Origin of the sequence: Sulfurimonas sp., assembly GCF_023229105.1 — a bacterium.
Classification (GTDB): Bacteria; Campylobacterota; Campylobacteria; order Campylobacterales; family Sulfurimonadaceae; genus Sulfurimonas.
In genome coordinates this window covers 1-21,756 of record NZ_JALNZY010000001.1, presented here as the reverse complement: position 1 = coordinate 21,756, position 21,756 = coordinate 1, and the positions used below count along the sequence as shown (strand labels likewise).

Genomic DNA, 21,756 nt, shown 5'->3' with positions numbered 1-21,756 from the left:
TTACAATAAAAAGATAGAATACATGTTAGTTAAAATAGCAGGGAAAAATCATGAATAAGTTAAAGACACTAGTAGCTGTAGATTTTTCGGATGACAGCCTTAGGGTGCTACAAAAGGCTATGAATTTTACAAAAAAGTTTAATGGAGTCGTGCATATTGTTCATGTTGTTGAGAACTCATTTTTTTCACCAAAAAAAGATCTCTCCTATATTAGAGAGCATAGTGTAAAAAAACTTAGTGAAAAGTTTCCTAGCATAAACGATGAAAACTTTCACTGTGTAAATGGAAAAATAAAAAACGAGGTAGCAAAAGCTGCGCAAATTTTAAACAGTGATTTGATTATTATGGGCAAAAGCGGAGAGACCTATTTTTTAGGCGATGCTTATATGGGGTCACACACAAAAGATATAATAAGAAATTCTCCTGTTCCTGTTCTGGTTGTAAAAAGCGACCATGAGTTAAAATACAAAAATATTTTAATGCTTACAGATTTTTCTAATGACTCCAGAGAAGCTATAAGAAGAGTAGTCAATATATTTCCTAGTTTAAATATAAAACTTTTAAACTTTTATACAATCCCATTTGAAAACAGATTAAACACTTATGGCTTTAATAATACAGATATTATTGATTATCAACTCTCTTTGATGCAGGAGTCTGAAGAAAAGTTAGATATTTTTATAAACTCTTTAGAGCTACCAAAAGATATAAATATCTCAGGCAAAGTTCGTAAAAGTTCACTAAACCCGAAACTATTTGAGAGTGAAGTCAAGGATATCAATTTTGACCTAGTGGCGGTTCATACAACAGGCAGTGTAAGTTTTTATGCCCTTGACATCTTAGAAAACTCAAAAAAAGATGTAGTTATTTTAAAAGTGTAAGAGGATAATAACCTTACACTATCCTAATCATGACAGGCTTGAAGTTTACAAACTCCAACTCAGATAGTGCCTTTATAAGCTTTTGGATATCTCTCTCATAAGCTGTATGTGTTGAGATAAGAAGATTTGCACTCTCCTTTGAAGATGGGCGCTGTAACATAGTCTCAATAGAGATATCGTTATCTTCAAACATTTTGGTTACTCTTGCTAAAACTCCCTTTTTATCAGAGACATTTATTCGCAGGTAGTATTTTGACTCAATGTCCTGCGCAGGTTTTAAAAAAAGTCCACGTTCCATCGGTTTGTCAAAGCCGAGCATTGGTTTGCTCTTTCCGCTTCTTGCTATGTCTATAATGTTTGCGACAACGGCACTTGCAGTAGCATCTCCACCGGCTCCAGGTCCATAATATAGAGTTTCGCCGACTTTATCACCAACAACGCTGATGCCGTTCATAACACCGTCTATCTTTGCTATCATCTCATCTTTGCTTATCATGCTTGCATGAACGCGAAGCTCCACCATGTTTGCATCTTTTTTGGCAATGCCTAGAAGCTTGATAGCATATCCAAACTCATTTGCAAATTCGACATCATCTTTTGAGACATTCTCAATACCCTCTATAAGAATATCTTCTGGTTTTGCATCTATGCCATAAGCGATGCTTGCAAGGATTAGAAGCTTATGCGCCGCATCATAGCCGCCTACGTCAAAAGTCGGGTCTGCCTCTGCATAACCGAGATCTTGTGCACTTTTAAGGGCATCAAAATAGCTCATGCCGTTTTGAATCATCTCAGTTAGCATATAGTTACTCGTACCGTTCATAATCCCCTTGATAGACTCTATATGATTTGCCGATAGCCCATCACGAAGAGCATTGATAATAGGAATGCCGCCCGCAACGCTAGCTTCATACTCAAAAGCTATATCTTGCGCAATCTCCTGAAGTTCATATCTGTGATAAGCTAAAAGCGCCTTGTTTGCAGTTACGACTGCTTTACCGTTTTTAAGCGCACGTTTTACTATCTCAAAAGCCTCATCAACGCCGCCCATAAGCTCAACTACAATATCAATCTCATCATCATCTAAAATGTCATCAACATTGTCTGTAAGTTTTATATCTAAACCCCTATCCTTGTTTAGGTTTTTTACAACCCCACTTTTTACGACTATATCAACTCCCGCACGCGCAGAAATTACATCGGCATTGTCCTTTAAAATCTGTGCTACACTCGTTCCAACAGTCCCAACGCCAATAATTCCTACTTTAATCATATTTATTTTTTCTCTTCAAATTGTTTTAAAAACTCTTTTATGTTTCGTGCCGCTTGACGAATTCTATTGTCATTTTCTATAAGAGCTATACGAACATAACCCTCTCCATACTCGCCAAAGCCTATCCCCGGAGCAACTGCCACCCCAGCTTCTACAAGCAATCTTTTTGAAAACTCCAAGCTTCCAAGATGCGCTACGCACTCAGGAAGTTTCGCCCAGACAAACATACTTGAACGATTTTTTCGTACATGCCAACCTGCTCTATCAAACGCCTCTAAAAGAATATCCTGGCGATGCTCGTACTTTGCAGTAATATCTTTAACACACTGCTGATCGCCGTTTAATGCTATCGTAGCCGCTACTTGAATAGGAGTAAACATCCCATAATCAAGCCAGGATTTGATTTTTTGAAGTGCGCCGATAAGTTTCTTATTACCGACAAAAAAGCCTACTCGCCACCCAGCCATATTGTAGCTTTTTGAGAGAGTAAAACTCTCAACCGCCACATCTTTTGCACCAGGAACACTCATGATAGATGGTGTTACATAATCACAAAATGTTATATCTCCATAAGCGATATCGCTAATTACATAAAATCTAAGCTCCTTAGCAAGTGCCACGAGTCTGACATAAAAGTCCTGTGTAACAGTTGCTGTTGTAGGATTATGAGGAAAATTTACCAAAACATACTTTGGTCTAGGCGAGCTCTCTTTAAAAACTTTTACAAGATCTTCAAAAAACTTATCCTCATTTATCTTGAAATCTTCGTCAAACTCTATTCCAAACTTGATTACGCTTCCGCCTGCTAGTATAAATGCGTATTCATGTATAGGATATGTCGGGTCGGGCACAATAGTAACGTCACCGAGGTTGGTTATAGCGTATGCGAGATGCGCATATCCCTCTTTTGAGCCCATTGTAGCAACACACTCAGTCATAGGGTCCAGATCACAGTCATATCTTCTTTTGTACCAATCCGCAATCGCTGATAAAAGCTTAGGAATCCCTTTTGAAGTTGAATACCCATGTGTCTTTGTCTTTTGTGCAGACTCAATCAGTTTTTGTCTGATATGCTCAGGAGTATCTCCATCCGGATTTCCCATAGAAAAATCTATTACATCCGCACCTGCTCTACGCTGCGCCATTTTAAGTTCATTTACCTCAGCAAAAACGTACTTTGGCAATCTTTTTACTCTATCAAATTGTATTTCGTCAAACATGAATATTCCTGCTTAAATTATTAATGACATTCTATCGAAAATTTTTATAATTTGTTTATTTCTTTAACTGTCGGTTTTAAAACCAAATCATCTTTGATATTTTTAAGAGAGTAGATATCTGAAATCTTTATGTAGTGCGTATTTTCTCTCATATTTAACATAATTTTACTTGTTTTTTTATCTATTTTAATGACACGCAGTAGCTTTAGAGATTTGTCATAATAGGCTATATATGGATACCAGTCGTTTCTACTAGAACTTCTTATCTCAATATCATCTACCTTTGATACATCAAGCCAATATGAGTACAGAGATCTCTTAAGCCTAAACTCCTCAGAATCTTCAAGTACACTTACATTTAGTTTGGCATTTTTCATATCAATAATATACGACCAGTCACTCTCCGTCTCTCTTACAACATCAACAATTTCGCAGTTGCTTTTCCTTAGCTCTTGACTAAGAATAAGCGGATCAGCAGCATATTCAGAGGTAAGACTTATCTTCCAAATAAATTCTGATTCATCAAAACTCGACTCCTTAGTCACATACCTGTAATAGCCTATATTTCTAAGTGAATCACTCATTATCTTTATAAAAAACAGGGGTAACCCTTGGGTTTTAAAACTTATATTTATCTCACGTGGAGTTTTAAAAAAGAGGTTTAAAATGCCGTTATCTTTGAGTGTTTGAACAACTTTTACAGAATCTACTCTTCCCTCGCTGTTATAATAATCTGCTCTTGGAGAGAAAATAATATCTATATAAGCCCTATCTTTGGCAAACGTAGCAGGAGCTATCAAACTTTTGACTTTTTGAATCAAGGGGTCATCTTTGCTCTTTTGTTTTACTTCGGCGGCAGAGGAGAGGGAGAGTAGCAGAGCAAAAAATAAAAATATTTTTACCATCCACTACCCTTGTTTAAACTCTTAAACTCCTCAAAATTTATCTCTTTTAACTCAGAATCAATATATGAAAATCTTATATTTTTTGGGTCTTTAAAACTTTTTACTTCGCCGTTTATCTCTATATCTACATGTCCATGTCCAAACGATAGAAGCCAATCTTTTGTCGTGTTAAGTTCAAGTTCGTCTGAAAAGACTTTTTGATACTTTTTATAATCAGACAAATCAATATAGCCTAACCACACCCTTGTTTTTGGAATAATTTTCAGCGTTATCGGCTTAGCTTCTGCTTGAACTCGTACCTCTTCTACTTCTGTTGGTTCGAGCAATTGTGTAGAATTTTCATCAATTTTTGAGCTATTTTCATCATCTTGAGCTATTATAGCGGCACTCTCAATAGTTTTGTGAATTTCTGCAACTTCAGTTTGAGGCGCTCTTGAAGCAAAATAGAGTAGTGTCAAAACAGCAGCTACAAGAGCTATAATGGTATAGATAAAGGTGGCATTGCTTTTTTTCTTTGGTGTTGCAAAAATTTTAACTTTGCTTGTGTTTTCAAAAGGGAGAGTATTGGTTTTAAAAAACTCTTTGGCGTTAGCTCTTAATTCACTTAAATCAAGAGTATATTCTCTCTCTAGTATAGAGATAAATCCAAAAAGCTGAACACTGCTCATCTCCTCAAAATTTTCATTAAATATCGCTTGAATATGTGCTCTTGCGATATGAGTTGTTTCATGGATTTTCTGTATACCGATACGTTTTAATTTTTCAAAATCATCACTCATATTTTCTCATCCTATCTATCAAAATTGCCCCCGCTGCACCGACATTTAAAGAGTCAAACTTGTGTGCCATTTTTATGCTTATGATGCTATCGAGCTTTGAGCTAACCCGCGAAGTAAGTCCCTCGCCTTCACTTCCTAAAAAGAGAGCGCGTCTGCTTTGAACTTTTATATCTCTTATGTCAACACCTCCCATATCTGCGCCATATGTAGTAAAGCCTGACATTTTTAAGTCATTTATCACATTATGGATATTGGTCTCTATGGCAAAAGGCATATCAAAAAGCGCTCCGGTACTTGTTCTAGTAATGGCTTCAAGAGGAAGTGATTTTACACCACATGCAATAACTGCATCAACGCCAAGCGCATAAGCAGTTCTGATAATTGCGCCGATATTGCCGACATCACTAAGACCTGAAAGTATAAGAACAAAATCATAATTTAAAAAAGCCTTATAGTCTTGCAGCTCGTATTCGTCCACTTCCGCAAGTATTCCTTGATGAGAGGCATTTTTGCACATTTTTCCGGCTGCGTCAGAGGGTATTCTTTTTATCTCGAAACCCATTTTCATAAGACGAGAATACTCTTTTTTCTCTATCTCTTTTGCCAGATAAAGTGTTTTTATCTTTGCAGGATGATTGTTTATAATATAGTTGATTGGTTGTTTTGCATAAATTAACATTTGAGCATTTTATCCAAAAAATTGAAAATAGTATATATCTATAGCTTTAAGAGTCTCTCATAACAGGCTTTTGTATTTTCGCCCGTTATTTTAGAGATAAGCTTTGCCTGAACTTTCTTAGGCAAATCAAGTTCTAAAATATCATTTTGACTTATTGCGCTTGGATTTTGTGCCTCAGCTGCACTAATAACTACAACCCACTCGCCACGAAGATTTGCATCAACTTTTTGTTTAATATCCTCAGCAGTTCCAAAATAGTAGCGCTGATACTTTTTCGTAAGCTCTTTTGCCAAAAATATCTCTCTTGTCGGTTCCTCGAAAGCTAGCTCATCTAAGAGTTTTTCGAGTCTATGCGGAGATTCATAAACAACCGTGGTAAACCCGCTACCGAGTGCTCCAAGAAGCGAAGCTGTCCTCTCTTTGCCTTTATGAGGTAAAAATCCCCAAAAAAGCATCTTTGTCTCTACAAATCCGCTTGCTACAAAAGCAGTTAAAAGCGCATTAGCCCCCGGCAAAACATCATAAACGACACCATTTTTTTGGCAGTATCTAACAAGTGCTTGACCCGGATCACTAACTCCAGGCATCCCAGCATCACTGACATAGATAACATTTTGTTCAAAAAAAGAGCTCTCAAGAGTGGCTATAAACTCTTTTTCGTTATGAGAATGAAGGGAGATAAAATTTTGTTCGGATTTAAAAGAGGTGTTGTAGCGCTCTTTGAGTATGTGGATAAGTTTTTTCGTAACGCGAGTATCTTCGCATAAAAGTATATCGGCATCACTTAGAGCTTCTATTGCTCTAAGTGATATATCGCCTATATTTCCAATCGGAGTTGGAACAAGTGTAAGCAAGAAAAATCTTGATTATTTTTTTGCGTAACGTTGGTTGAACTTTTCAATTCTTCCTGCTGTATCTACCATTCTCTCAGAACCGGTAAAAAACGGGTGACACTCATTACAGATGTCAATTCTCATCTCTTCTTTCGCGCTTTGTGTTTCAAAAGTGTTTCCACATGAGCATGTTACTGTACAAGTTACTAATTTTGGGTGAAGATCTTTTTTCATTTTTTTGCCTTTTGATACTCGTTTGTGTGCGAATATCTATATATTTTTTAAATCCGTATGGGGGCGGATTTTTAGAAATCGGATTATAGCAAAAAATATCTTAAAGCAGTATTTTACTAGCTATCGCAACAACTGCACTCTCTGAGCGCAAAACCATCGGCGTGTTTAGTCGGAATCTTTTTAAAGATGAAAGAAGCTCTCTCTCACTTAAAGAGAAACCTCCCTCGCAGCCAATTAAAACCGTTTTAACGGCGCTATACTCCTCTAAAACCTCATCACAAAAGTCAAATACATTTACGTCGGGAAACTTTGTCACAAACTCCTCCACGTTTTTATAGGTATCAAACTCAATATATGTGCTTCTTCCGCACTGTTGCATTGAAGCCTCTATAATTCTTTGAAATCTTTTAAAATCAAGCTTAGTGTTTTTTTGGCTTCTCTGGCATGTTATAAACGACACTCTTGCAACGCCTATCTCACAAAGAGATGGAAGAACCTTTTCTATAGAGTTTGCATCTATTGTGCACCAGCCGATATGGAGCGATTTTTCACTCTTGACCTCATGTATATCTGAAGAGATAAGAGACAACTCTGCACTCCTTGGTTCAACTGTCTCTATTTTATATCTGTGCAAAATCTCTATGTTTTGTCTTGATCTGAAATTTATCTCATCGCCCTCTTTGTGACGACGAACTTTTATGAGATATTTATGCAGCTCCCCTTTTACATGCAGCGCCTGCTTCCCTGCTTCATCATCAAGTATATATATCAAAGCCACATCCAAAATGAGATACTAAGTGTCACAAATATCTGCAAAAGAAAAATTTTAAACGCATATGCTTTAAAGTTTTTAAATGTATCAGGCTCTTTTTTGTTGATTTTCTTAAGCCCTTTTGCACGCTTTATCTCAAGATAAATAAGCAGAAATGCAAAAAGTATCATGATGATATTTTCTATCGTAAAATCAAGATGTTTTGCCGCCATCATAACAACACCCGTAAAAACAACCATACCTATAGCCGTTGCAACAATCGGCGTAAAAAGCGACATTGCTTTTGTATATTTTGTTAAACTTTTTATACCAAAGAGCATAAAAATATTTACAAAAATTACGCCCAACACTAACGTAACACCCCAGTTGTGTGTTACAATACTCATATCATACATTTCATTCATGGTGGAATATTACAATAAAAAGAGAAAAAGAAGAAACATGGCTGTTACTATAGAAGAAGCGCTTGATTATATTTATAAAAACGTTAAGGCAAAATCACTTAAAATATTACCGATTGAAGAGGCTTTAGGCTCTGTTTTGGCAGAGAACATTACGGCAAGTCACAATCTTCCACCATACGACAACTCGGCAATGGACGGCTATGCCGTAAAAGTTGCAGATGCTCTTAAAGAGGTAACGGTAGAGCATACAATATTTGCGGGAGATGACTCTAAAGAGGCATTAAAGGGTGGGTTTGCTATCAAAATAATGACAGGCGCGAGAATTCCTTTAGGATGCGAGGCAATCGTTCCCATAGAAGATGTTACGCTAACTAACAACGGCGTTAAACTCCCCGGCTTTATAAAAGCATCAAAACATATTCGTTTATGCGGCGAAGATATCAAAAGCGGAACCATCCTGCTAAAAAAAGGGCAACGAATCCATGCGCACCATATTACACTCTTAGCATCACAGGGCATCAGCCATATAAAAGTACATAAGAAACCAAAGGTGGCTGTTTTTGCTTCAGGAAATGAGCTAAAGATGCACTTTGAGAGCGTTGCATCTCATCAACTCTACAACACAAACTCTCCTACATTTTGCAGCAGAGTGCAGGAGCTTGGATGCGAAGTTGACTTTATAGGAACGGCATGTGATTCGCTTGATGCTATATATGAACATATTCAAAGTGCTCTAGAGAGCGATTTGGTAGTAACCTCAGGCGGGGTAAGTGTCGGGGATGCGGACTTTACAAAAGAGGCATTTGGCAAGTTCGGGTATGAGATATTTTTTGACAAAATTGAGATTAAACCCGGTAAGCCAACAACATTTGGTCGCATAAAAGATACTTTAGTGCTCAATCTTCCGGGAAATCCACTAGCCGCCGCACTCAATTTTGAACTTTTTGCTCAAAGCATTATCTTGGCTCTTAGCGGGGATGAGGAAAAATACATTGCTACAATAGAGACAAAAATATCAAATGACTGCACCATAAGAGGCGGCAGAAGATCGCTGATTCCCGGTTACTTTGACGGCTATGAGTTTACCCCACACGATAATTTTTCACCCGGAATGATAACACCTTTAGCACACTCAAACGCGTATATTATAACTGATGGGAAGTGTGAACTGATAAAAAAGGATAGCAGGGTTAAGATAATCTCTACAAGATTTAGTTTCAACTCAAAAGAGCAAAAAAGCCTCTCCTGCAGTTAAACACTCTTAGGATTTATGAAATTTTCACCGTTTTTAATCTTCTCAAAGAGCTTAGAGTCTTGCCAGCTATTTTGTATCTCCAAAGAGAACAAAATCTCATTTAAGTCAATTTTACCCATTATATCTGAGTAAGCATCTTCTTTAAAAGCCTCTGCATAACCTGTCGCCGTCTCATGAACTATTACACTGTGAAGCTTTACTTCCCTCTCTCCGTTAACCGTACTAGTAAGTTTTAAAAGTCTGTCAATAAGCACAAAAAATATTCTGCTAAACTGCTCTGCCGATGGGGAGAGAGGAACTTCTACCCATCTAGCAGAGTGCTTTTTCATATCTGTTATATACTCTTTATCGTCACCGCTCCATATAGTTATAGCATGATCAAAGCCGTCAATAATATCTTTCATATTTTGCTTCATAAGTCCAAAATCATAAACCATCTGACCGTTATCTAAAAAATTTGACTCAAATAGGAGTTCGACTCTGTATGAGTGTCCATGAATAGAGCTTCTGCATTTTATGCTAGAGCATCCCCTGACTATATGCGCGTTTTCAAATTTAAAAAGCTTTCTTATTATCATAAACTAAACACCTCTGTTTTGGTCCCATATTCGTATATGAAGTCTGTCGCTAAAATTGTACCCTTTTGACTTGCAAAACTCTATTAGAGGAGCTGTATTTGCTTCAACTTCCTCTTTTGTTCCGCCAAGAGGCATACAGTAAAGTGAAGTTGTAGGCGAATGTATAATAATCTCTTCTATCTCCTCCTCAAGTCCCAAATTTATAGACTCGGCATCAATAGAAAATTTAAAAAAAGCCTCCTTTGCATTTGTAGCAATGGAGTTTATAACACTGCCTCTAACTCTTTTGCTTAAGGGTTCGTTTGAGTTTGAGAGCTTTACTGATAACGCAAAAATGCACTCTTTGTAGATTGGATAGCGCTCAAAATCTACTCCCAATGAACCGTTTGTTTCAAAAGTAATTCTATGCCCAGCTGCATGCAACGCTTCTAAAAACTCTATAAAAATATGCTCACTTGCATAGATAAGCGGTTCTCCACCTGTTAAGACAATATCTACTTTTTTTGGCAACTCATAAAGATCTAAAACACCCAATAGCTCTTTTACACTCTTTATAGGAATCCAGTTTTGTAAAAAGTGCTCTTTGTTTACCGCATAAACCGTATCGCATCCCAAAATTTTAGTGCCATCAGGCGCTCTCTCTTGGCAGCCAAAACCCTCACACTTCATATTGCAGCCGCCAAAACGAAAAAAAATTGATGGCGTACCCGTGTAGCGTCCCTCGCCTTGGATAGAGTAAAAATGTTCAACTAAATATATCATCAACCACCTGTTTCATAAAAAGCACGGGATGAAACTTCTCCATCTTCCCCACCCCAACGATTTTTTTCCGGCTTACTCTTTACAACTTCTCTTAAAACTTCAGCAGCCGCTGCAATATCATCCTCTTTTATGGATTTTGATATACTCATAGCTTCATCAAAATAGAGGCATGGTATAAGATTTCCCTCTGCAGTTAAACGAATACGATTGCACTGCTTACAAAAATCATCCCCATAAGGCTCAATGATTCCAAATCTATAACCATCTTTTAAACGGTAATAATGTGAAGGAGATGCCCCATCAAATCCTTCATCTTCAAACTCATAATGCTCTCTTAGAGTTGCCAAAAGTTCATCTGATTTAAGTCCACTTATCTCTTTAGAAGCATATTGGTTCTCCATATACTCTATAAATCTTATCGTCATATCACGCTCTTTGCAGTAGTTTAAAACATCTATAATTTCATCTGCATTAACATTTTTCATAGGAACCATGTTTACCTTAACCTTTAAACCTACTGCTCTTGCTTCCTCAACACCCTCTAAAACATTCTTTAAAACATCTTTTCCTGCTATTTTTTGCGCAACTTCAGGTTTTAGTGTGTCAATGCTTACGTTTAAACGTTTTAATCCAGCATCTTTTAGTTTTTGTGCAGTGGATTTGAGCAAAAAGGCATTTGTCGTCATAGCCAAATCTATGCTAGGCTCATAATCGTAAATCATTTTTATGAATTTATCTAAGTCTTCTCTTAGAAGCGGTTCTCCACCTGTTATGCGGATTTTTTTAATTCCCTCGTCAATGGCAACTTTGACAAATAAAAAAAGCTCCTCAAATGTAAGCAGATTCTCTTTTGGCACCCATGAAAAAGGCTTCTCAGGCATACAGTACTGACATCTAAAGTTGCATCTCTCTGTTACGGAGATGCGAAGATAGTCAACTACCCTCTCAAAGCTATCAATTAGCATATATTTTCCTATTTTATTGTTGCTTGTATTATATCTTGTAGAGCTAAAATAAAGTTTGATGCTAATCAGAAAAAATTAAAAGAGGGCTTCTTGTACTAGGTACAAGAAGATAGTTATTTGGAGATGATTTCAGACTTTAGAGCTTTAAACTCCTCCTCTGTTAGAGCGCCTTTTTGTTTTAAGTTATATGCTTTTTCCAATTCATCAGTTTTTGAAGTAACTGTTTTAGCTTTTATTTTTTCCTCTTTTGGCTCAGAAGTTCCTACAAGTTCACTAAGAACATTGCTTGCATCTTCCATAACTGAGCCGGCAAGACCAGTGTTGATAATCTCTTTTTTTGCAATCTCTTTTGAAACATTTTCAAAACCGAAACTACCGTTTTGCAGATTATCTCTGATTCTAAGATAGTATGTCTCCCCTGCTTTTAAATCTAAGGTAACTGTTTTTTCCTCTATAGCACCTCTTATTGCCGAAAATTTGATATTTTGTGGCTTTAAGTCAAGCACCATATATTCATTGCTTTTAATTCTACCTTCAACCATTTTATCATTTATTCTTATAGAATAATTTTGATTAGAACTGCCTTCAACTAATTCACTGTAATTTGGCATATATACATAAGCTACAGATGCATTTTCAAGAGGTACACTCTCTTCAAATGGAACTTTATTTGCACATCCGGTTATGAGCAACAATGCCGTTGCACTTAGTAATATTTTAATTTTTTTCATAGTTACTCTTTTTTATTTTTATGTTAGATTATATCATAAGGAGTTGAATATTTTATAAGAAACGGATATTTTAAAAGATGTACTCTCAAGCAAGAGCTTGAGAGAGGAAAACATTTAGCGTGTTAAATGTTTATTAGAAGTTATAACGTGCAACAACACGAACTAAGTCTTGACCATCAGCAGCGCCTGCTGGTGCGTCCCATGATTGGTTAACGTAAGCAGCTAAGAAATCAACACCGCCGGCTTTAACTTTATATACAAGCTCTAAGTCAGTTAAATCTCTATCAGCAACTGATTTATCATCAGTTATAGCACCTTGAGCGATTAGAGTACCGGCTTCTCCAAAACTATAAGCAACTTTTAACATGTAAGTGTCATTGTCTAAATATAGAGAAGTTTGATTAAGAATCATTTGTGTATATAGTGGAGTTTTGATACCACCTGTATTTCTTATACCAACAGCTCCATCATTAACAGTTGTATATGCTGCAGTTAAAGATAAAGCATCAATTTTCATGCCAGCTTTTAAACCTAAAGCGTCAGTATCTTTTAAACCAGAATCTGGCATGATAGATCCACCTTGAATACCAAAGTTTAGTCCCAACGGTAAATCTTTACTAGCTATAGCAACATCTCCCCAAAGAACATCTGCATCTACAACCCCAGCTACGTCAGATAATGAATAATATGTACCCGTTAAAGTTGCCACTGGAATAGACTTATTTTGAGCAGTAACCATATAAGCAGTACTGTTTACAGCACCTGCTGTTGTGCTAAGATCTCCATAGCTTGACATATCAGCATTTGCAGCAGCGTTAAAGTTTCCTTTAGAAACATAAGCACCAACCAAAGTAGTATCAGGAATATCTGTATTAACAACTAAAGCAGCATCGAAAGTATTTTTAAATACACTCCATCCCTCAGAATATGCAAATGGTGAAAGAGATTGTGGAAGTTCTTGACGACCAAGTTTTACAGTTGTGTTAGCAATCTTTTTAGCAATATACAATTGACTTAAGTAGATATCATCAGCAATATTGTTTTCAGCTATCCCACCATTTGTATTTTGCATAGTACCAGAAACTATGTTTTTTTCTAAACCTAAAGTTCCTAGGTAGTTAATTGTTGAACCAAACGTAAACCCATTTTTAAGATCTGCATCTAAGTTTAACTGAATACCCACATTCGCTCTACCGGTTGCTTGATCAAAAAGATCTGGTGCGCCAGCGCCATTATTAGCTAATGTTTGATAATAAACTACCGCTTGACCAGTAGTAGTAATATCTATACCTTTATCTGCAGCCATTGCTGTAGTTGCAATCAGTGAAGCTGCCACTATTGACATTTTTACCATATTTCTCATTTAATTCTCCTGTTTTTTGTCTCTTAATCACCCTCTTTATAGAAGTGATATATAACGCTATAAATCTTATAGCTTGTATATCACTTCTAGTTATAGGCAATTACGACCTCACATATTCTACCTCTCTAATTTTTAAATTTAGTTTAAATTTACCCTTTCATTGTCATTTTGTTGACTTTTATTTGCTAATTCTACATTTTAAGCACTGCTTTATACTTCTAGACATTAAAAATGTTCTTTTCCTTTGTTATAATTGCGCCATGAGATTTAGAAACCTAAAAAAAAACAAGCACATTACAGAGAAAAAAAAGATAAATAAACTCCACTATGCACATTATAGTTCAAGAGTAAAAGCTTTTATTACAGATCTGTTTATGATATATGCTCCCATACTCTACCTTATAACTTATGTTGCTTTAGATGGTAAAGATGCGTTTCAGTCTTCACAATTAGCACCGCTTATTGGTGTGTCTCTCTATGGGCTAATCTACGCTGTGCTTTTGAGCAAGTTTGGGCAAACTCCGGGGAAAAAAGCTTACGAATTAAAAGTTGTAGATGATAAAACAGGGAAAAATCTAAGTTTTTTTAGAGCTCTGTTGCGGTTTGTAGCCTTTTTGTTTACTGCTACTACACTTTTAGGGCTCCTTGTGCCATTTTATAGAAAAGACAAAAAAGCTCTTCATGATATCATCTGTAATACTTTAGTTGTAAGTACAAAAGAGTAGTTTTAATTTTTTGAGTGATTTATATACTGTTATTTTAGAGTTGAGTTTGAAGTTGCTGAAGGAAACTTGCCTCAGAAGAGGCAAGTTATTTTGGATAGTTTAGTGTAAATCTCTCCAAACTGATCTTTTCCATAGGAATGCAAAGATAGCAAAAACAAGAATATACCACATCACATTGGTTCCAATAGACGCTCTTTCATCTCTTTTTGTATCTCCAGAATTTGCCATATGCTCAATAACTTTGTGCGCAGTGTCTGCCGTAATACCTACTCTAGGCATTGCTGTACCAGCTAAATGTGCTTGAGGGTTTTCGATAAAGGTACTTAAGAAATGCTCGCTTCTTGAACGGATGTACATTGATAAATCCGGAGGAAGTTTACCCATATACGCCGTTAATGCATTTTGGTACTCTAACACTTGAATATCAAACGCTAATAAATCTTTTTCAAACTTAAACGAAGGTTTAGTTCCTATTTGTGTCCATTTTTCATATCTCATCTCATGACATCTACCACAAGCATTTTCATATGCCATTTTTGGCGTTAGTTCATCTTTTTTAACTGCTATTGATTGCAGATATGCAACCATGTCTGCAACTTCTTGATCAATATCTCCGCCTGCTCCGTAAAAAGCAACCATTGGGTGCATTTGACCTTTAGCGGCATCAAATTTATGCTCAACTTTAAGTGCATGTGCAGGATTTTTAATCAGCTCTGCTAAAAACTTAGCATCATAAAGAACACCGGCTTCACCTAGATCTGGTGGATTTACACCATAGCTCTGCGCAGCAGTAACAGGATCCATCCCAGCAGGTGCTCCCTCTTTTATGATAGAGTGACAACCGGTACAACCGGCAGCTCCCATTGTAAGTTCTTTACCGTTTGCGGCATTACCTACTTTAGTAAGAGCCGGTAAATCTGCATAAGCAAAATTTTTACCCTCTACATGTTTATGCATCTGAGAGTGTGCAAATGGCTCAACTAACCAGTATGTTAGGAGAGCAAAAGCAATAACAATAACCAATATTAAAGGTTCTTTATTTTTCATCCTATTCTCCTTATACTTTTTTTTCATTCATAGTTATAAATGGAAGTGCAACCCATAAAACTATAAACGCTAATGCAGCAACTAAACCAATAGTGCTGAATATACCCTCTGGAGGTAGTTTGCCCATGGCTGTCAAGACAATCATATCGATTAATAACAACCAGAACCAAACTTTAAATGCACCACGACGACTTGCCGGAACAGCATTTGGGCTTCTATCTAACCATGGAAGAAGAACAAAGATAACTTGTGCAAAACCAAAAGCCATTAGACCGATGTTTACAGAAAATGGACGTAAAATCTCATAAGACCACAAGAAGTACCACTCTGGGTAGATATGTGCAGGAGTTTTAAGCATATCTGCAGGGTCAAAGTTTACAGGATCAAGTGCAAAACCGTAATTATAAAATACAAGATAAAAGAAAAAGATAAGGAATATACCGACAACCATTAAATCTTTACTCATAAAATCATTAGCAAAACGCATAACTTTAGAACCAGCTTTATCGCCAGCTAGGTATTTTTTACTCTCTGCATCAAAATCAATCTCTTCGCCGTCTTGATTATTAACATGTGGAATACGAAGAGCTGCAAAGTGAAGCCCTATAAGTCCCATAATAGCCAATGGTAAAAGAAGTACGTGAAGCATAAAGAAACGGCTTAAGAATGCTTGAGCAGGAACATAATCTCCACGAATCCACTCAACTAAACCATTTAAGTGCAAATCGCCAAGACTAAAAATGTTAGTAATAACCATACCTGCCCAGTAACTCATTTGTCCCCAAGGAAGCATATATCCGCTAAACGCTTCAGCAGAAAAAGTCACAAATAAAAGCATGCCCGAGATCCAAATCATCTCACGCCCCTTCTTATATGAACCATAATAGATGCCCGTAAACATGTGAATATAAATAACCAAGAAAACTACAGATGCAGCTACCCCGTGAACATGTCTCCATAACCAACCAAAATCTACCTCTCTCATGATAGTGAAGTTTACACTGTCAAATGCCAAATCAACATGTGGTTGATAATACATTAAAAGAAAAATTCCTGAAACTAATAGTAATGCAAATGTAATTGCCAAAACCATACCCATTGCCCATAAAAAGTTAATATTTTTCGGTATCCAATACTCAGATGCCATAACCTTTTCAACTTTTTCAATTGCTAGGCGTTGGTTTAACCAATCCTTAACACTTGTTGCTTTTGTAAAATGTGCCATAATTCATCCCCCTCTTTAAAGCGTTATTCCGCTATCTTTCATAGCTTGAAATTCCGGACCTACTTCGCCAAGAATCATATTGTTACCTTCAATTTTAAATGGAGGAATATCAAATGCACGTGGTGGCGGAACTTTAGTTACCTCACCGGCCCAGTTAAACATACCGCCATGACAAGCACATAAAAATGACTTCTCTGCGGGATTGTAACCTGGGATACAACCTAAGTGTGTGCATAAACCAATAGCAATCATAAAATGAGAATCTCCAACGACAACATCTCTTGCCTTTTGGCTCTCTGTTTGGCTTGCAATCATTTCAGCTGTTTTTTTCAAAACAAAGATAGGCTTTCCTCTCCATTTTTCTGTTACTAGTTCACCTTCTGGATATATTGTCATATCAAGAGTGGTAAAACCTGCGGCTTTAACGCTTGGAAGCGGGTCCCAAGACTTTTTCATTGCAACCAATGAACCAACAGCACCGATACCTGCAACGGCACCAAATGCTTTACCCATAAAACCTCTACGGCTACTGTTATGCATCTCTAAGCTCTCTTTCGTATAAAATTAAAGCCTGATTATATACTAAAATAGTTTTAAGTAATTATAAATTTAAGTTTTCTTTTATAAAATCTCGTAATTTATCGCTATTATGTTGCACATTGTAATACTCCCTTGTTTCAAGGCTTTTCAATGTTGTCAAGAGTTGACATTTTTCATAATTTTCGATGATTGGAATGTTCATTTTCTTAAACAATTCTTGAAAATCTGAAGCATAATCCTCTCTTTGAATATATATTGGTTTAGCACCTGATGCTAAACTTTCTAAAACGGCTTGAGGGGATGATGTTATGAGAATTTCTGACTTTTGAATGACATCGTCATACTCTTCAAACTCATGATGCTTATTAAACTTCCCTTTTAGGGAATCTTCATAATCCAAAAAGTAATAAAAACCGAGCAGTAAATCAGGGTTTAAATCCTCAACAAAAGCTAAATTTTTCTCTAAATCCTTCTCATAATCATCATCGCCGAAAAAGTATGAAAGCTTGATTGTTTTTTCTTTATCTTGAAAATATTTATCATCTATTGCAACAGCATTACAGATGCCCTCGCCACTTAAATAAGGAGAAATTAAAAATTCTCCCTGCTCTTTTTTATCATTTTTATCATCGCTTACACGGATAAAAGTGGAGAAAAATTTTCTCATATCATCAAGCATGATAGGATTTGCTTCTTCAGAGTCAAATATCAGTTTATCGCCATGTTTTGCAATTTGAGGAATGTTCCTAATCACATCTATTCCAACCGCTTTATCCACACCAAAATGTCTCGCCTCATTTGCAATACGAAAATCCGAACAAAGAAGCGTAATATCCATATCTTTTAACAAGCGGATTATCGTACATGCTCTTCTAAATCTGTCAAGCCCTATTCTGTGCCCAGTATGTACATAGTAGTAGATATTCATTTCTCTATCTCTCTTATAATTTTTAAAATTTTATCCTTTTAACCTGTTTTGCTGATTAATACTGCTTATATCAAAATAACTAAACGAGAACTTCAAAAGGATAATTCTCATAAAAAAAGACAAAAAATTTCATGCGGTCTCTGTAACCTATATACGTAAAACTTACAGAGTTCCAAGAGGGGCGACGACGCAAAAGAGAGGTATATCTTTAAGTTCGAAAATATAACACTCGTGTTCGATTATATTGAGGAGATTGCAAGGTTATCTAAAACAACGTACTTGATTCTTACCTTTTTTTTTAGATATATATAATGCTTGATCTGCTTTGTTTATCAATGATGTCAGAGTATCTCCTTTTTCAAACAACGCAACTCCAAAACTTGCGGTTTTATATCCTATTTCATCGAATCGACAAGAGCATGTTTTTACGCGCACGCGCTCAGCCAACTCAAACGCTTCTTCGTATGATGCATGCGGAAGCAGAACTAAAAACTCCTCTCCGCCCCAACGACCTACACGGTCGGACAATCGAATCGTTTTTTGAAAAATAGTCGCAAAGCTTTTTAGAACTTCATCCCCTGCCAAATGCCCATACATGTCATTTACTTCTTTAAAATCATCCAAGTCTATCATAATAACGGAGAACTCTACCTCATATCTGTGGGCTTCTTCTATGAACAAACGTAAAAACTCTTCGATAGCATAACGGTTATATAGCCCCGTCAAAGGATCTATTTTTGCAAGTTTTTCAAATGCCGCTTCATTGGTGACGTTTTTTCGTATAGCCATATAGCCGATGACTTCGCCGGCTTTGAACAGAGGTTCTATATATTCGTCCACCAAAAAAGTCTTTTTACATTTGGTCTTATTTTTCAGACGTCCATACCAAGATACTCCCTGTGATATCTTGCTCCACATGTCGCTATAAATTTCATCTCTTGTATCAAAATGACGCAATAGGGAATGTTTCTGTCCGATAAGTTCGTGCTCTGAATAACCCGTCATTTTGCAAAAGGCATCACTTACGCAAGTTATGACACCGTGTGTGTTGGTAACGGAAATAGGTACATGTTTTCCTATTAAAGAAATATATTGTAAATAAGATTCATACTTCATTTAAATTACTGCTTTTCAATTCACTTTTTATATTTTAACTTGTTATTACAAGTTGATAGAAAAATTTTATCCTAATAAACTTTACAACTTCTTATAACAAGTTGGATTAAATGAAAGATATTTTAGATTTACCCGAAGATTTTATAGATGACCTACATGTAGAAATAGGCAATAATGTTAAAAAAGCACGTACAGAAAAAGGACTCAGTCAACTAAAACTAGCGCAGATGATAGGGCATAAATCCGTTTCTATCATTTCTCTTGCGGAGATTTACCATAATAAACAGCACTTCAATATAGAGCATCTGGCAAAAATCGCTTATGTACTTGAAATAGATATGTGTGAACTGTTGCCGAAGACGTTATAAAATGGATTGTCTCTTATGATAATGTTAAAAAAATCAAGAACTATACAAAGGCTGTCATAAAAATTTAACACACAGCTTACATGTAGTAGAGTAGGTCAAGAAATTGTTAATATTTCTGATTTTTCATAGAAATTCTTATAAATATATGCAGTATCTCTATCGCTGCCGGAGTAATACCCGAAATCTGCGAAGCTGCTTGGAGTGTTGGTGGATTGAAAGCTTCTAGCTTTTCAACTATCTCTTTACTAAGCCCGCTGATTTTTCTAAAATCAAAACTTGGTGGAATTTCAATCTTGAGGTACTTTTTCATCTTCTGTATCTCTTCGCTTTGCTTATCTACATAGCGAGCATATTTTCCCTCTACTAAAATCTCTTCAAGTATATACGGTGCATATTTCGATAACTCCGGAACTAGCTTTAGCATCTTTTGTACATCAAAACTTTTTCTTGCTATGAGTTGCTGAGCTGTAATACTATCTTTTATCTTCTCTTCACCCATGCTCTCTAAAACAGCTAGAAACTCTTTGCTTGGAGTAAAAGCAGTCTCGTTTAAAAGTCTTAACCCCTCTTGTATCTGCTCATCTTTTACTTTTACTTTTGCATAAATTTCATCATCAATAAGTCCAAGAGCATGTCCGTAGCGGCTCAGTCTTGTATCTGCCGACTCTTCACGCAAAAGTAGTCTGTACTCAGCGCGTGATGTAAACATGCGGTAAGGCTCTTTTGTGCCTTTTGTAACCAAATCGTCTATCAAAACACCAATATACGCCTCATCACGGCGCAAAATTAAAGGCTCTTTGCCTTGCAGACTTAGAGTTGCATTTATGCCAGCCATAAGCCCTTGCGCGGCAGCTTCCTCATAACCTGTTGTTCCGTTTATCTGCCCTGCCAAATAAAGACCGCTAATTTTTTTAGTCTCTAAGGAGTGTTTCAGTTCTCTTGGGTCCACAAAATCATACTCTATAGCATAACCGTAACGAACTATCTTTGCATTTTCCATGCCATGTACGGAGTGAATCATCTGTTGTTGAACATCAGGCGGAAGCGATGTGCTCATACCGTTTATATAGCACTCCGTGTTTTCCATGGTTTGAGGCTCTATAAAAAGATGGTGTCTATCTTTATCTCTAAAACGGTTAACCTTATCCTCAATACTTGGGCAGTAACGTGGTCCAGTTCCCTCTATTTGCCCAGTAAAAAGTGGTGCTCGGTAGAAGTTACTCTCTATGATACTATGCGTATTTTCATTTGTATAAGCTATGAAACATGGAATTTGCTTTTTAGTTTTTCTAAACTCATCACGGTCGGTCCTAAAACTAAAAGGACTTGGAACTTCATCACCATCCTGCTTCTCCATAACCGAAAAGTCAATAGATGAAGCATCAACTCTTGCGCATGTTCCAGTTTTTAGCCTTCCCATTTCAAGCCCGCACTCTTTTAACGATATGCTAAGTCCTTCACTACTCTGCTCACCAAAACGTCCACCTACTTGCTTTATCTCTCCTACATGTATAACGCCGCGTAAAAAAGTTCCACTTGTGATAATCACTTTTTTAGCGCTATACTCGTTTAAAAGGTTGGTTTTTACACCTTTTATCTCACTGTTTTGGACAACAAGAGACTCTACCATCTCTTGAACAAGTTCAAGATTTGGCGTGGTTAAGATTTTATTTCTGGCAATTACACGGTATCTGTCCATATCTATCTGTGCACGGCTTCCACGAACAGCAGGACCTTTTGTCTGGTTTAGTATACGAAACTGTATGCCGACTTCATCTGTAATAAGAGCCATCTCGCCACCCAGAGCATCAATTTCGCGAACCAAATGACCTTTTGCCAATCCACCTATTGCAGGATTACAGCTCGTCGCACCTACATTTTCGGCAAGCATTGAGACAAGCAGAGTTTTAGCTCCCATTCTTGCACTACTAAGTGCCGCTTCAACTCCTGCATGTCCGCCGCCTACTACCAATACATCATAATTCATATAATTTCCATATTTTTTTCTTTAGCCGAATTTTATCATTTTTGAGTATCATTTGCGTAATATATTCTAAACAATGGTTTAAACTGATGATAAAAAAAGCACATGACGCATACAACGCTCAAGATTTCAAAGCTGCCTTTGAACTCTACACAGAATTAGCGGACAAGGGCAGCTTTGAAATCTTGA

General features: G+C 36.7%; 24 protein-coding genes. 4 read left to right on the top strand and 20 right to left on the bottom strand.

Annotated elements, in window-relative coordinates; genetic code table 11:
- The first annotated feature begins 50 nt into the window (after positions 1 to 50).
- Positions 51 to 881 carry a universal stress protein gene (locus M0Q17_RS00120; RefSeq protein ID WP_295081949.1) on the top strand — a complete coding sequence of 277 codons (831 nt, stop codon included), beginning with the start codon at positions 51 to 53 and terminating at the stop codon, positions 879 to 881.
- 13 nt (positions 882 to 894) lie between these two features.
- On the opposite strand, the gene M0Q17_RS00115 is transcribed toward M0Q17_RS00120, so the two are convergent.
- From M0Q17_RS00115 to M0Q17_RS00075, 9 genes are all read right to left on the bottom strand, one after another.
- On the bottom strand, positions 895 to 2,154 hold the full coding sequence (locus tag M0Q17_RS00115; RefSeq protein ID WP_295081948.1) for a homoserine dehydrogenase: 1,260 nt from the start codon (positions 2,152 to 2,154) through the stop codon (positions 895 to 897).
- A 2-nt stretch (positions 2,155 to 2,156) separates the two neighbouring features.
- The gene (locus tag M0Q17_RS00110) at positions 2,157 to 3,374 is read right to left on the bottom strand and encodes an LL-diaminopimelate aminotransferase (RefSeq protein WP_295081946.1); all 1,218 of its coding nucleotides are present in this window, start codon (positions 3,372 to 3,374) and stop codon (positions 2,157 to 2,159) included.
- A 44-nt stretch (positions 3,375 to 3,418) separates the two neighbouring features.
- Positions 3,419 to 4,279, bottom strand: coding sequence for a hypothetical protein (locus M0Q17_RS00105; RefSeq protein WP_295081944.1), 861 nt, complete (start codon positions 4,277 to 4,279; stop codon positions 3,419 to 3,421).
- Positions 4,273 to 5,058 carry a hypothetical protein gene (locus M0Q17_RS00100; RefSeq protein WP_295081943.1) on the bottom strand — a complete coding sequence of 262 codons (786 nt, stop codon included), beginning with the start codon at positions 5,056 to 5,058 and terminating at the stop codon, positions 4,273 to 4,275. Before M0Q17_RS00100 ends, M0Q17_RS00105 begins: the two co-directional genes overlap by 7 nt.
- Positions 5,051 to 5,737: a 23S rRNA (guanosine(2251)-2'-O)-methyltransferase RlmB gene (rlmB, locus tag M0Q17_RS00095; RefSeq protein WP_295081941.1), complete on the bottom strand. Its 687-nt coding sequence runs from the start codon at positions 5,735 to 5,737 to the stop codon at positions 5,051 to 5,053. Before rlmB ends, M0Q17_RS00100 begins: the two co-directional genes overlap by 8 nt.
- Positions 5,738 to 5,775: 38 nt before the next feature.
- Positions 5,776 to 6,591, bottom strand: coding sequence for a 16S rRNA (cytidine(1402)-2'-O)-methyltransferase (rsmI, locus tag M0Q17_RS00090; RefSeq protein WP_295081939.1), 816 nt, complete (start codon positions 6,589 to 6,591; stop codon positions 5,776 to 5,778).
- A gap of 12 nt (positions 6,592 to 6,603) precedes the next feature.
- A complete protein-coding gene (rpmE, locus tag M0Q17_RS00085) occupies positions 6,604 to 6,804 on the bottom strand; it encodes a 50S ribosomal protein L31 (RefSeq protein ID WP_295081936.1) in 201 nt (66 codons plus the stop codon).
- Between the two features lie 100 nt (positions 6,805 to 6,904).
- Complete coding sequence (locus tag M0Q17_RS00080) at positions 6,905 to 7,582, bottom strand: 16S rRNA (uracil(1498)-N(3))-methyltransferase (protein WP_295081933.1); 678 nt, start codon at positions 7,580 to 7,582, stop codon at positions 6,905 to 6,907.
- Entirely contained in the window at positions 7,573 to 7,980 is a 408-nt protein-coding gene (locus M0Q17_RS00075; RefSeq protein WP_295081930.1) for a hypothetical protein, read from the bottom strand. The genes M0Q17_RS00080 and M0Q17_RS00075 overlap by 10 nt, the downstream gene beginning before the upstream one ends.
- A gap of 37 nt (positions 7,981 to 8,017) precedes the next feature.
- Between M0Q17_RS00075 and glp the strand changes: the two genes are divergently transcribed.
- Positions 8,018 to 9,235, top strand: a complete 1,218-nt coding sequence (glp, locus tag M0Q17_RS00070) for a gephyrin-like molybdotransferase Glp (RefSeq protein WP_295081928.1) — start codon at positions 8,018 to 8,020, stop codon at positions 9,233 to 9,235.
- On the opposite strand, the gene M0Q17_RS00065 is transcribed toward glp, so the two are convergent.
- From M0Q17_RS00065 to M0Q17_RS00045, 5 genes are all read right to left on the bottom strand, one after another.
- Positions 9,232 to 9,813: a 6-carboxytetrahydropterin synthase gene (locus M0Q17_RS00065; protein ID WP_295081925.1), complete on the bottom strand. Its 582-nt coding sequence runs from the start codon at positions 9,811 to 9,813 to the stop codon at positions 9,232 to 9,234. The two genes, glp and M0Q17_RS00065, sit on opposite strands and share 4 nt — an antisense overlap.
- Positions 9,814 to 9,816: 3 nt before the next feature.
- The gene (locus M0Q17_RS00060) at positions 9,817 to 10,575 is read right to left on the bottom strand and encodes a 7-carboxy-7-deazaguanine synthase QueE (RefSeq protein ID WP_295081923.1); all 759 of its coding nucleotides are present in this window, start codon (positions 10,573 to 10,575) and stop codon (positions 9,817 to 9,819) included.
- Positions 10,575 to 11,540: a GTP 3',8-cyclase MoaA gene (gene moaA, locus M0Q17_RS00055; RefSeq protein WP_295081922.1), complete on the bottom strand. Its 966-nt coding sequence runs from the start codon at positions 11,538 to 11,540 to the stop codon at positions 10,575 to 10,577. Before moaA ends, M0Q17_RS00060 begins: the two co-directional genes overlap by 1 nt.
- Before the next feature lie 113 nt (positions 11,541 to 11,653).
- Positions 11,654 to 12,271 carry a hypothetical protein gene (locus M0Q17_RS00050; RefSeq protein ID WP_295081921.1) on the bottom strand — a complete coding sequence of 206 codons (618 nt, stop codon included), beginning with the start codon at positions 12,269 to 12,271 and terminating at the stop codon, positions 11,654 to 11,656.
- Between the two features lie 133 nt (positions 12,272 to 12,404).
- Complete coding sequence (locus M0Q17_RS00045; protein WP_295081920.1) at positions 12,405 to 13,634, bottom strand: hypothetical protein; 1,230 nt, start codon at positions 13,632 to 13,634, stop codon at positions 12,405 to 12,407.
- A gap of 260 nt (positions 13,635 to 13,894) precedes the next feature.
- Here M0Q17_RS00045 and M0Q17_RS00040 point away from each other — a divergent pair, with 260 nt between their 5' ends.
- Entirely contained in the window at positions 13,895 to 14,359 is a 465-nt protein-coding gene (locus tag M0Q17_RS00040) for an RDD family protein (protein WP_295081917.1), read from the top strand.
- Between the two features lie 99 nt (positions 14,360 to 14,458).
- Here M0Q17_RS00040 and M0Q17_RS00035 read toward each other — a convergent pair whose 3' ends face one another.
- The 5 genes from M0Q17_RS00035 to M0Q17_RS00015 form a co-directional block, all read right to left on the bottom strand.
- Positions 14,459 to 15,406 (bottom strand): c-type cytochrome, encoded by a 948-nt coding sequence (locus M0Q17_RS00035; protein WP_295081914.1) that lies wholly within the window; start codon positions 15,404 to 15,406, stop codon positions 14,459 to 14,461.
- 10 nt (positions 15,407 to 15,416) lie between these two features.
- The gene (locus M0Q17_RS00030) at positions 15,417 to 16,631 is read right to left on the bottom strand and encodes a cytochrome bc complex cytochrome b subunit (RefSeq protein WP_295081912.1); all 1,215 of its coding nucleotides are present in this window, start codon (positions 16,629 to 16,631) and stop codon (positions 15,417 to 15,419) included.
- A gap of 15 nt (positions 16,632 to 16,646) precedes the next feature.
- Complete coding sequence (petA, locus tag M0Q17_RS00025) at positions 16,647 to 17,171, bottom strand: ubiquinol-cytochrome c reductase iron-sulfur subunit (protein ID WP_295081910.1); 525 nt, start codon at positions 17,169 to 17,171, stop codon at positions 16,647 to 16,649.
- Between the two features lie 61 nt (positions 17,172 to 17,232).
- Positions 17,233 to 18,099 carry a hypothetical protein gene (locus tag M0Q17_RS00020; RefSeq protein ID WP_295081907.1) on the bottom strand — a complete coding sequence of 289 codons (867 nt, stop codon included), beginning with the start codon at positions 18,097 to 18,099 and terminating at the stop codon, positions 17,233 to 17,235.
- Positions 18,100 to 18,360: 261 nt separating this feature from the next.
- A complete protein-coding gene (locus M0Q17_RS00015) occupies positions 18,361 to 19,215 on the bottom strand; it encodes a sensor domain-containing diguanylate cyclase (RefSeq protein ID WP_295081904.1) in 855 nt (284 codons plus the stop codon).
- A gap of 110 nt (positions 19,216 to 19,325) precedes the next feature.
- Here M0Q17_RS00015 and M0Q17_RS00010 point away from each other — a divergent pair, with 110 nt between their 5' ends.
- Positions 19,326 to 19,583, top strand: a complete 258-nt coding sequence (locus tag M0Q17_RS00010; protein WP_295081902.1) for a helix-turn-helix transcriptional regulator — start codon at positions 19,326 to 19,328, stop codon at positions 19,581 to 19,583.
- A 106-nt stretch (positions 19,584 to 19,689) separates the two neighbouring features.
- Here M0Q17_RS00010 and mnmG read toward each other — a convergent pair whose 3' ends face one another.
- Positions 19,690 to 21,570, bottom strand: coding sequence for a tRNA uridine-5-carboxymethylaminomethyl(34) synthesis enzyme MnmG (mnmG, locus tag M0Q17_RS00005; RefSeq protein ID WP_295081899.1), 1,881 nt, complete (start codon positions 21,568 to 21,570; stop codon positions 19,690 to 19,692).
- Positions 21,571 to 21,756: the final 186 nt, after the last annotated feature.

What these genes read in the sequence shown, in the direction of transcription:
- M0Q17_RS00115 (WP_295081948.1), bottom strand. Translation starts at nt 2,154, where the DNA reads ATGATTAAAGTAGGAATTATTGGCGTTGGGACTGTTGGAACGAGTGTA.
- M0Q17_RS00060 (WP_295081923.1), bottom strand. Translation starts at nt 10,575, where the DNA reads ATGATATATTTAGTTGAACATTTTTACTCTATCCAAGGCGAGGGACGC.
- glp (WP_295081928.1), top strand. Translation starts at nt 8,018, where the DNA reads ATGGCTGTTACTATAGAAGAAGCGCTTGATTATATTTATAAAAACGTT.
- M0Q17_RS00110 (WP_295081946.1), bottom strand. Translation starts at nt 3,374, where the DNA reads ATGTTTGACGAAATACAATTTGATAGAGTAAAAAGATTGCCAAAGTAC.
- M0Q17_RS00075 (WP_295081930.1), bottom strand. Translation starts at nt 7,980, where the DNA reads ATGAATGAAATGTATGATATGAGTATTGTAACACACAACTGGGGTGTT.
- rpmE (WP_295081936.1), bottom strand. Translation starts at nt 6,804, where the DNA reads ATGAAAAAAGATCTTCACCCAAAATTAGTAACTTGTACAGTAACATGC.
- rlmB (WP_295081941.1), bottom strand. Translation starts at nt 5,737, where the DNA reads ATGTTAATTTATGCAAAACAACCAATCAACTATATTATAAACAATCAT.
- M0Q17_RS00120 (WP_295081949.1), top strand. Translation starts at nt 51, where the DNA reads ATGAATAAGTTAAAGACACTAGTAGCTGTAGATTTTTCGGATGACAGC.
- M0Q17_RS00030 (WP_295081912.1), bottom strand. Translation starts at nt 16,631, where the DNA reads ATGGCACATTTTACAAAAGCAACAAGTGTTAAGGATTGGTTAAACCAA.
- M0Q17_RS00105 (WP_295081944.1), bottom strand. Translation starts at nt 4,279, where the DNA reads ATGGTAAAAATATTTTTATTTTTTGCTCTGCTACTCTCCCTCTCCTCT.
- M0Q17_RS00015 (WP_295081904.1), bottom strand. Translation starts at nt 19,215, where the DNA reads ATGAAGTATGAATCTTATTTACAATATATTTCTTTAATAGGAAAACAT.
- moaA (WP_295081922.1), bottom strand. Translation starts at nt 11,540, where the DNA reads ATGCTAATTGATAGCTTTGAGAGGGTAGTTGACTATCTTCGCATCTCC.
- M0Q17_RS00010 (WP_295081902.1), top strand. Translation starts at nt 19,326, where the DNA reads ATGAAAGATATTTTAGATTTACCCGAAGATTTTATAGATGACCTACAT.
- M0Q17_RS00065 (WP_295081925.1), bottom strand. Translation starts at nt 9,813, where the DNA reads ATGATAATAAGAAAGCTTTTTAAATTTGAAAACGCGCATATAGTCAGG.
- petA (WP_295081910.1), bottom strand. Translation starts at nt 17,171, where the DNA reads ATGCATAACAGTAGCCGTAGAGGTTTTATGGGTAAAGCATTTGGTGCC.
- M0Q17_RS00045 (WP_295081920.1), bottom strand. Translation starts at nt 13,634, where the DNA reads ATGAGAAATATGGTAAAAATGTCAATAGTGGCAGCTTCACTGATTGCA.
- M0Q17_RS00050 (WP_295081921.1), bottom strand. Translation starts at nt 12,271, where the DNA reads ATGAAAAAAATTAAAATATTACTAAGTGCAACGGCATTGTTGCTCATA.
- M0Q17_RS00020 (WP_295081907.1), bottom strand. Translation starts at nt 18,099, where the DNA reads ATGAATATCTACTACTATGTACATACTGGGCACAGAATAGGGCTTGAC.
- M0Q17_RS00100 (WP_295081943.1), bottom strand. Translation starts at nt 5,058, where the DNA reads ATGAGTGATGATTTTGAAAAATTAAAACGTATCGGTATACAGAAAATC.
- M0Q17_RS00040 (WP_295081917.1), top strand. Translation starts at nt 13,895, where the DNA reads ATGAGATTTAGAAACCTAAAAAAAAACAAGCACATTACAGAGAAAAAA.
- mnmG (WP_295081899.1), bottom strand. Translation starts at nt 21,570, where the DNA reads ATGAATTATGATGTATTGGTAGTAGGCGGCGGACATGCAGGAGTTGAA.
- M0Q17_RS00035 (WP_295081914.1), bottom strand. Translation starts at nt 15,406, where the DNA reads ATGAAAAATAAAGAACCTTTAATATTGGTTATTGTTATTGCTTTTGCT.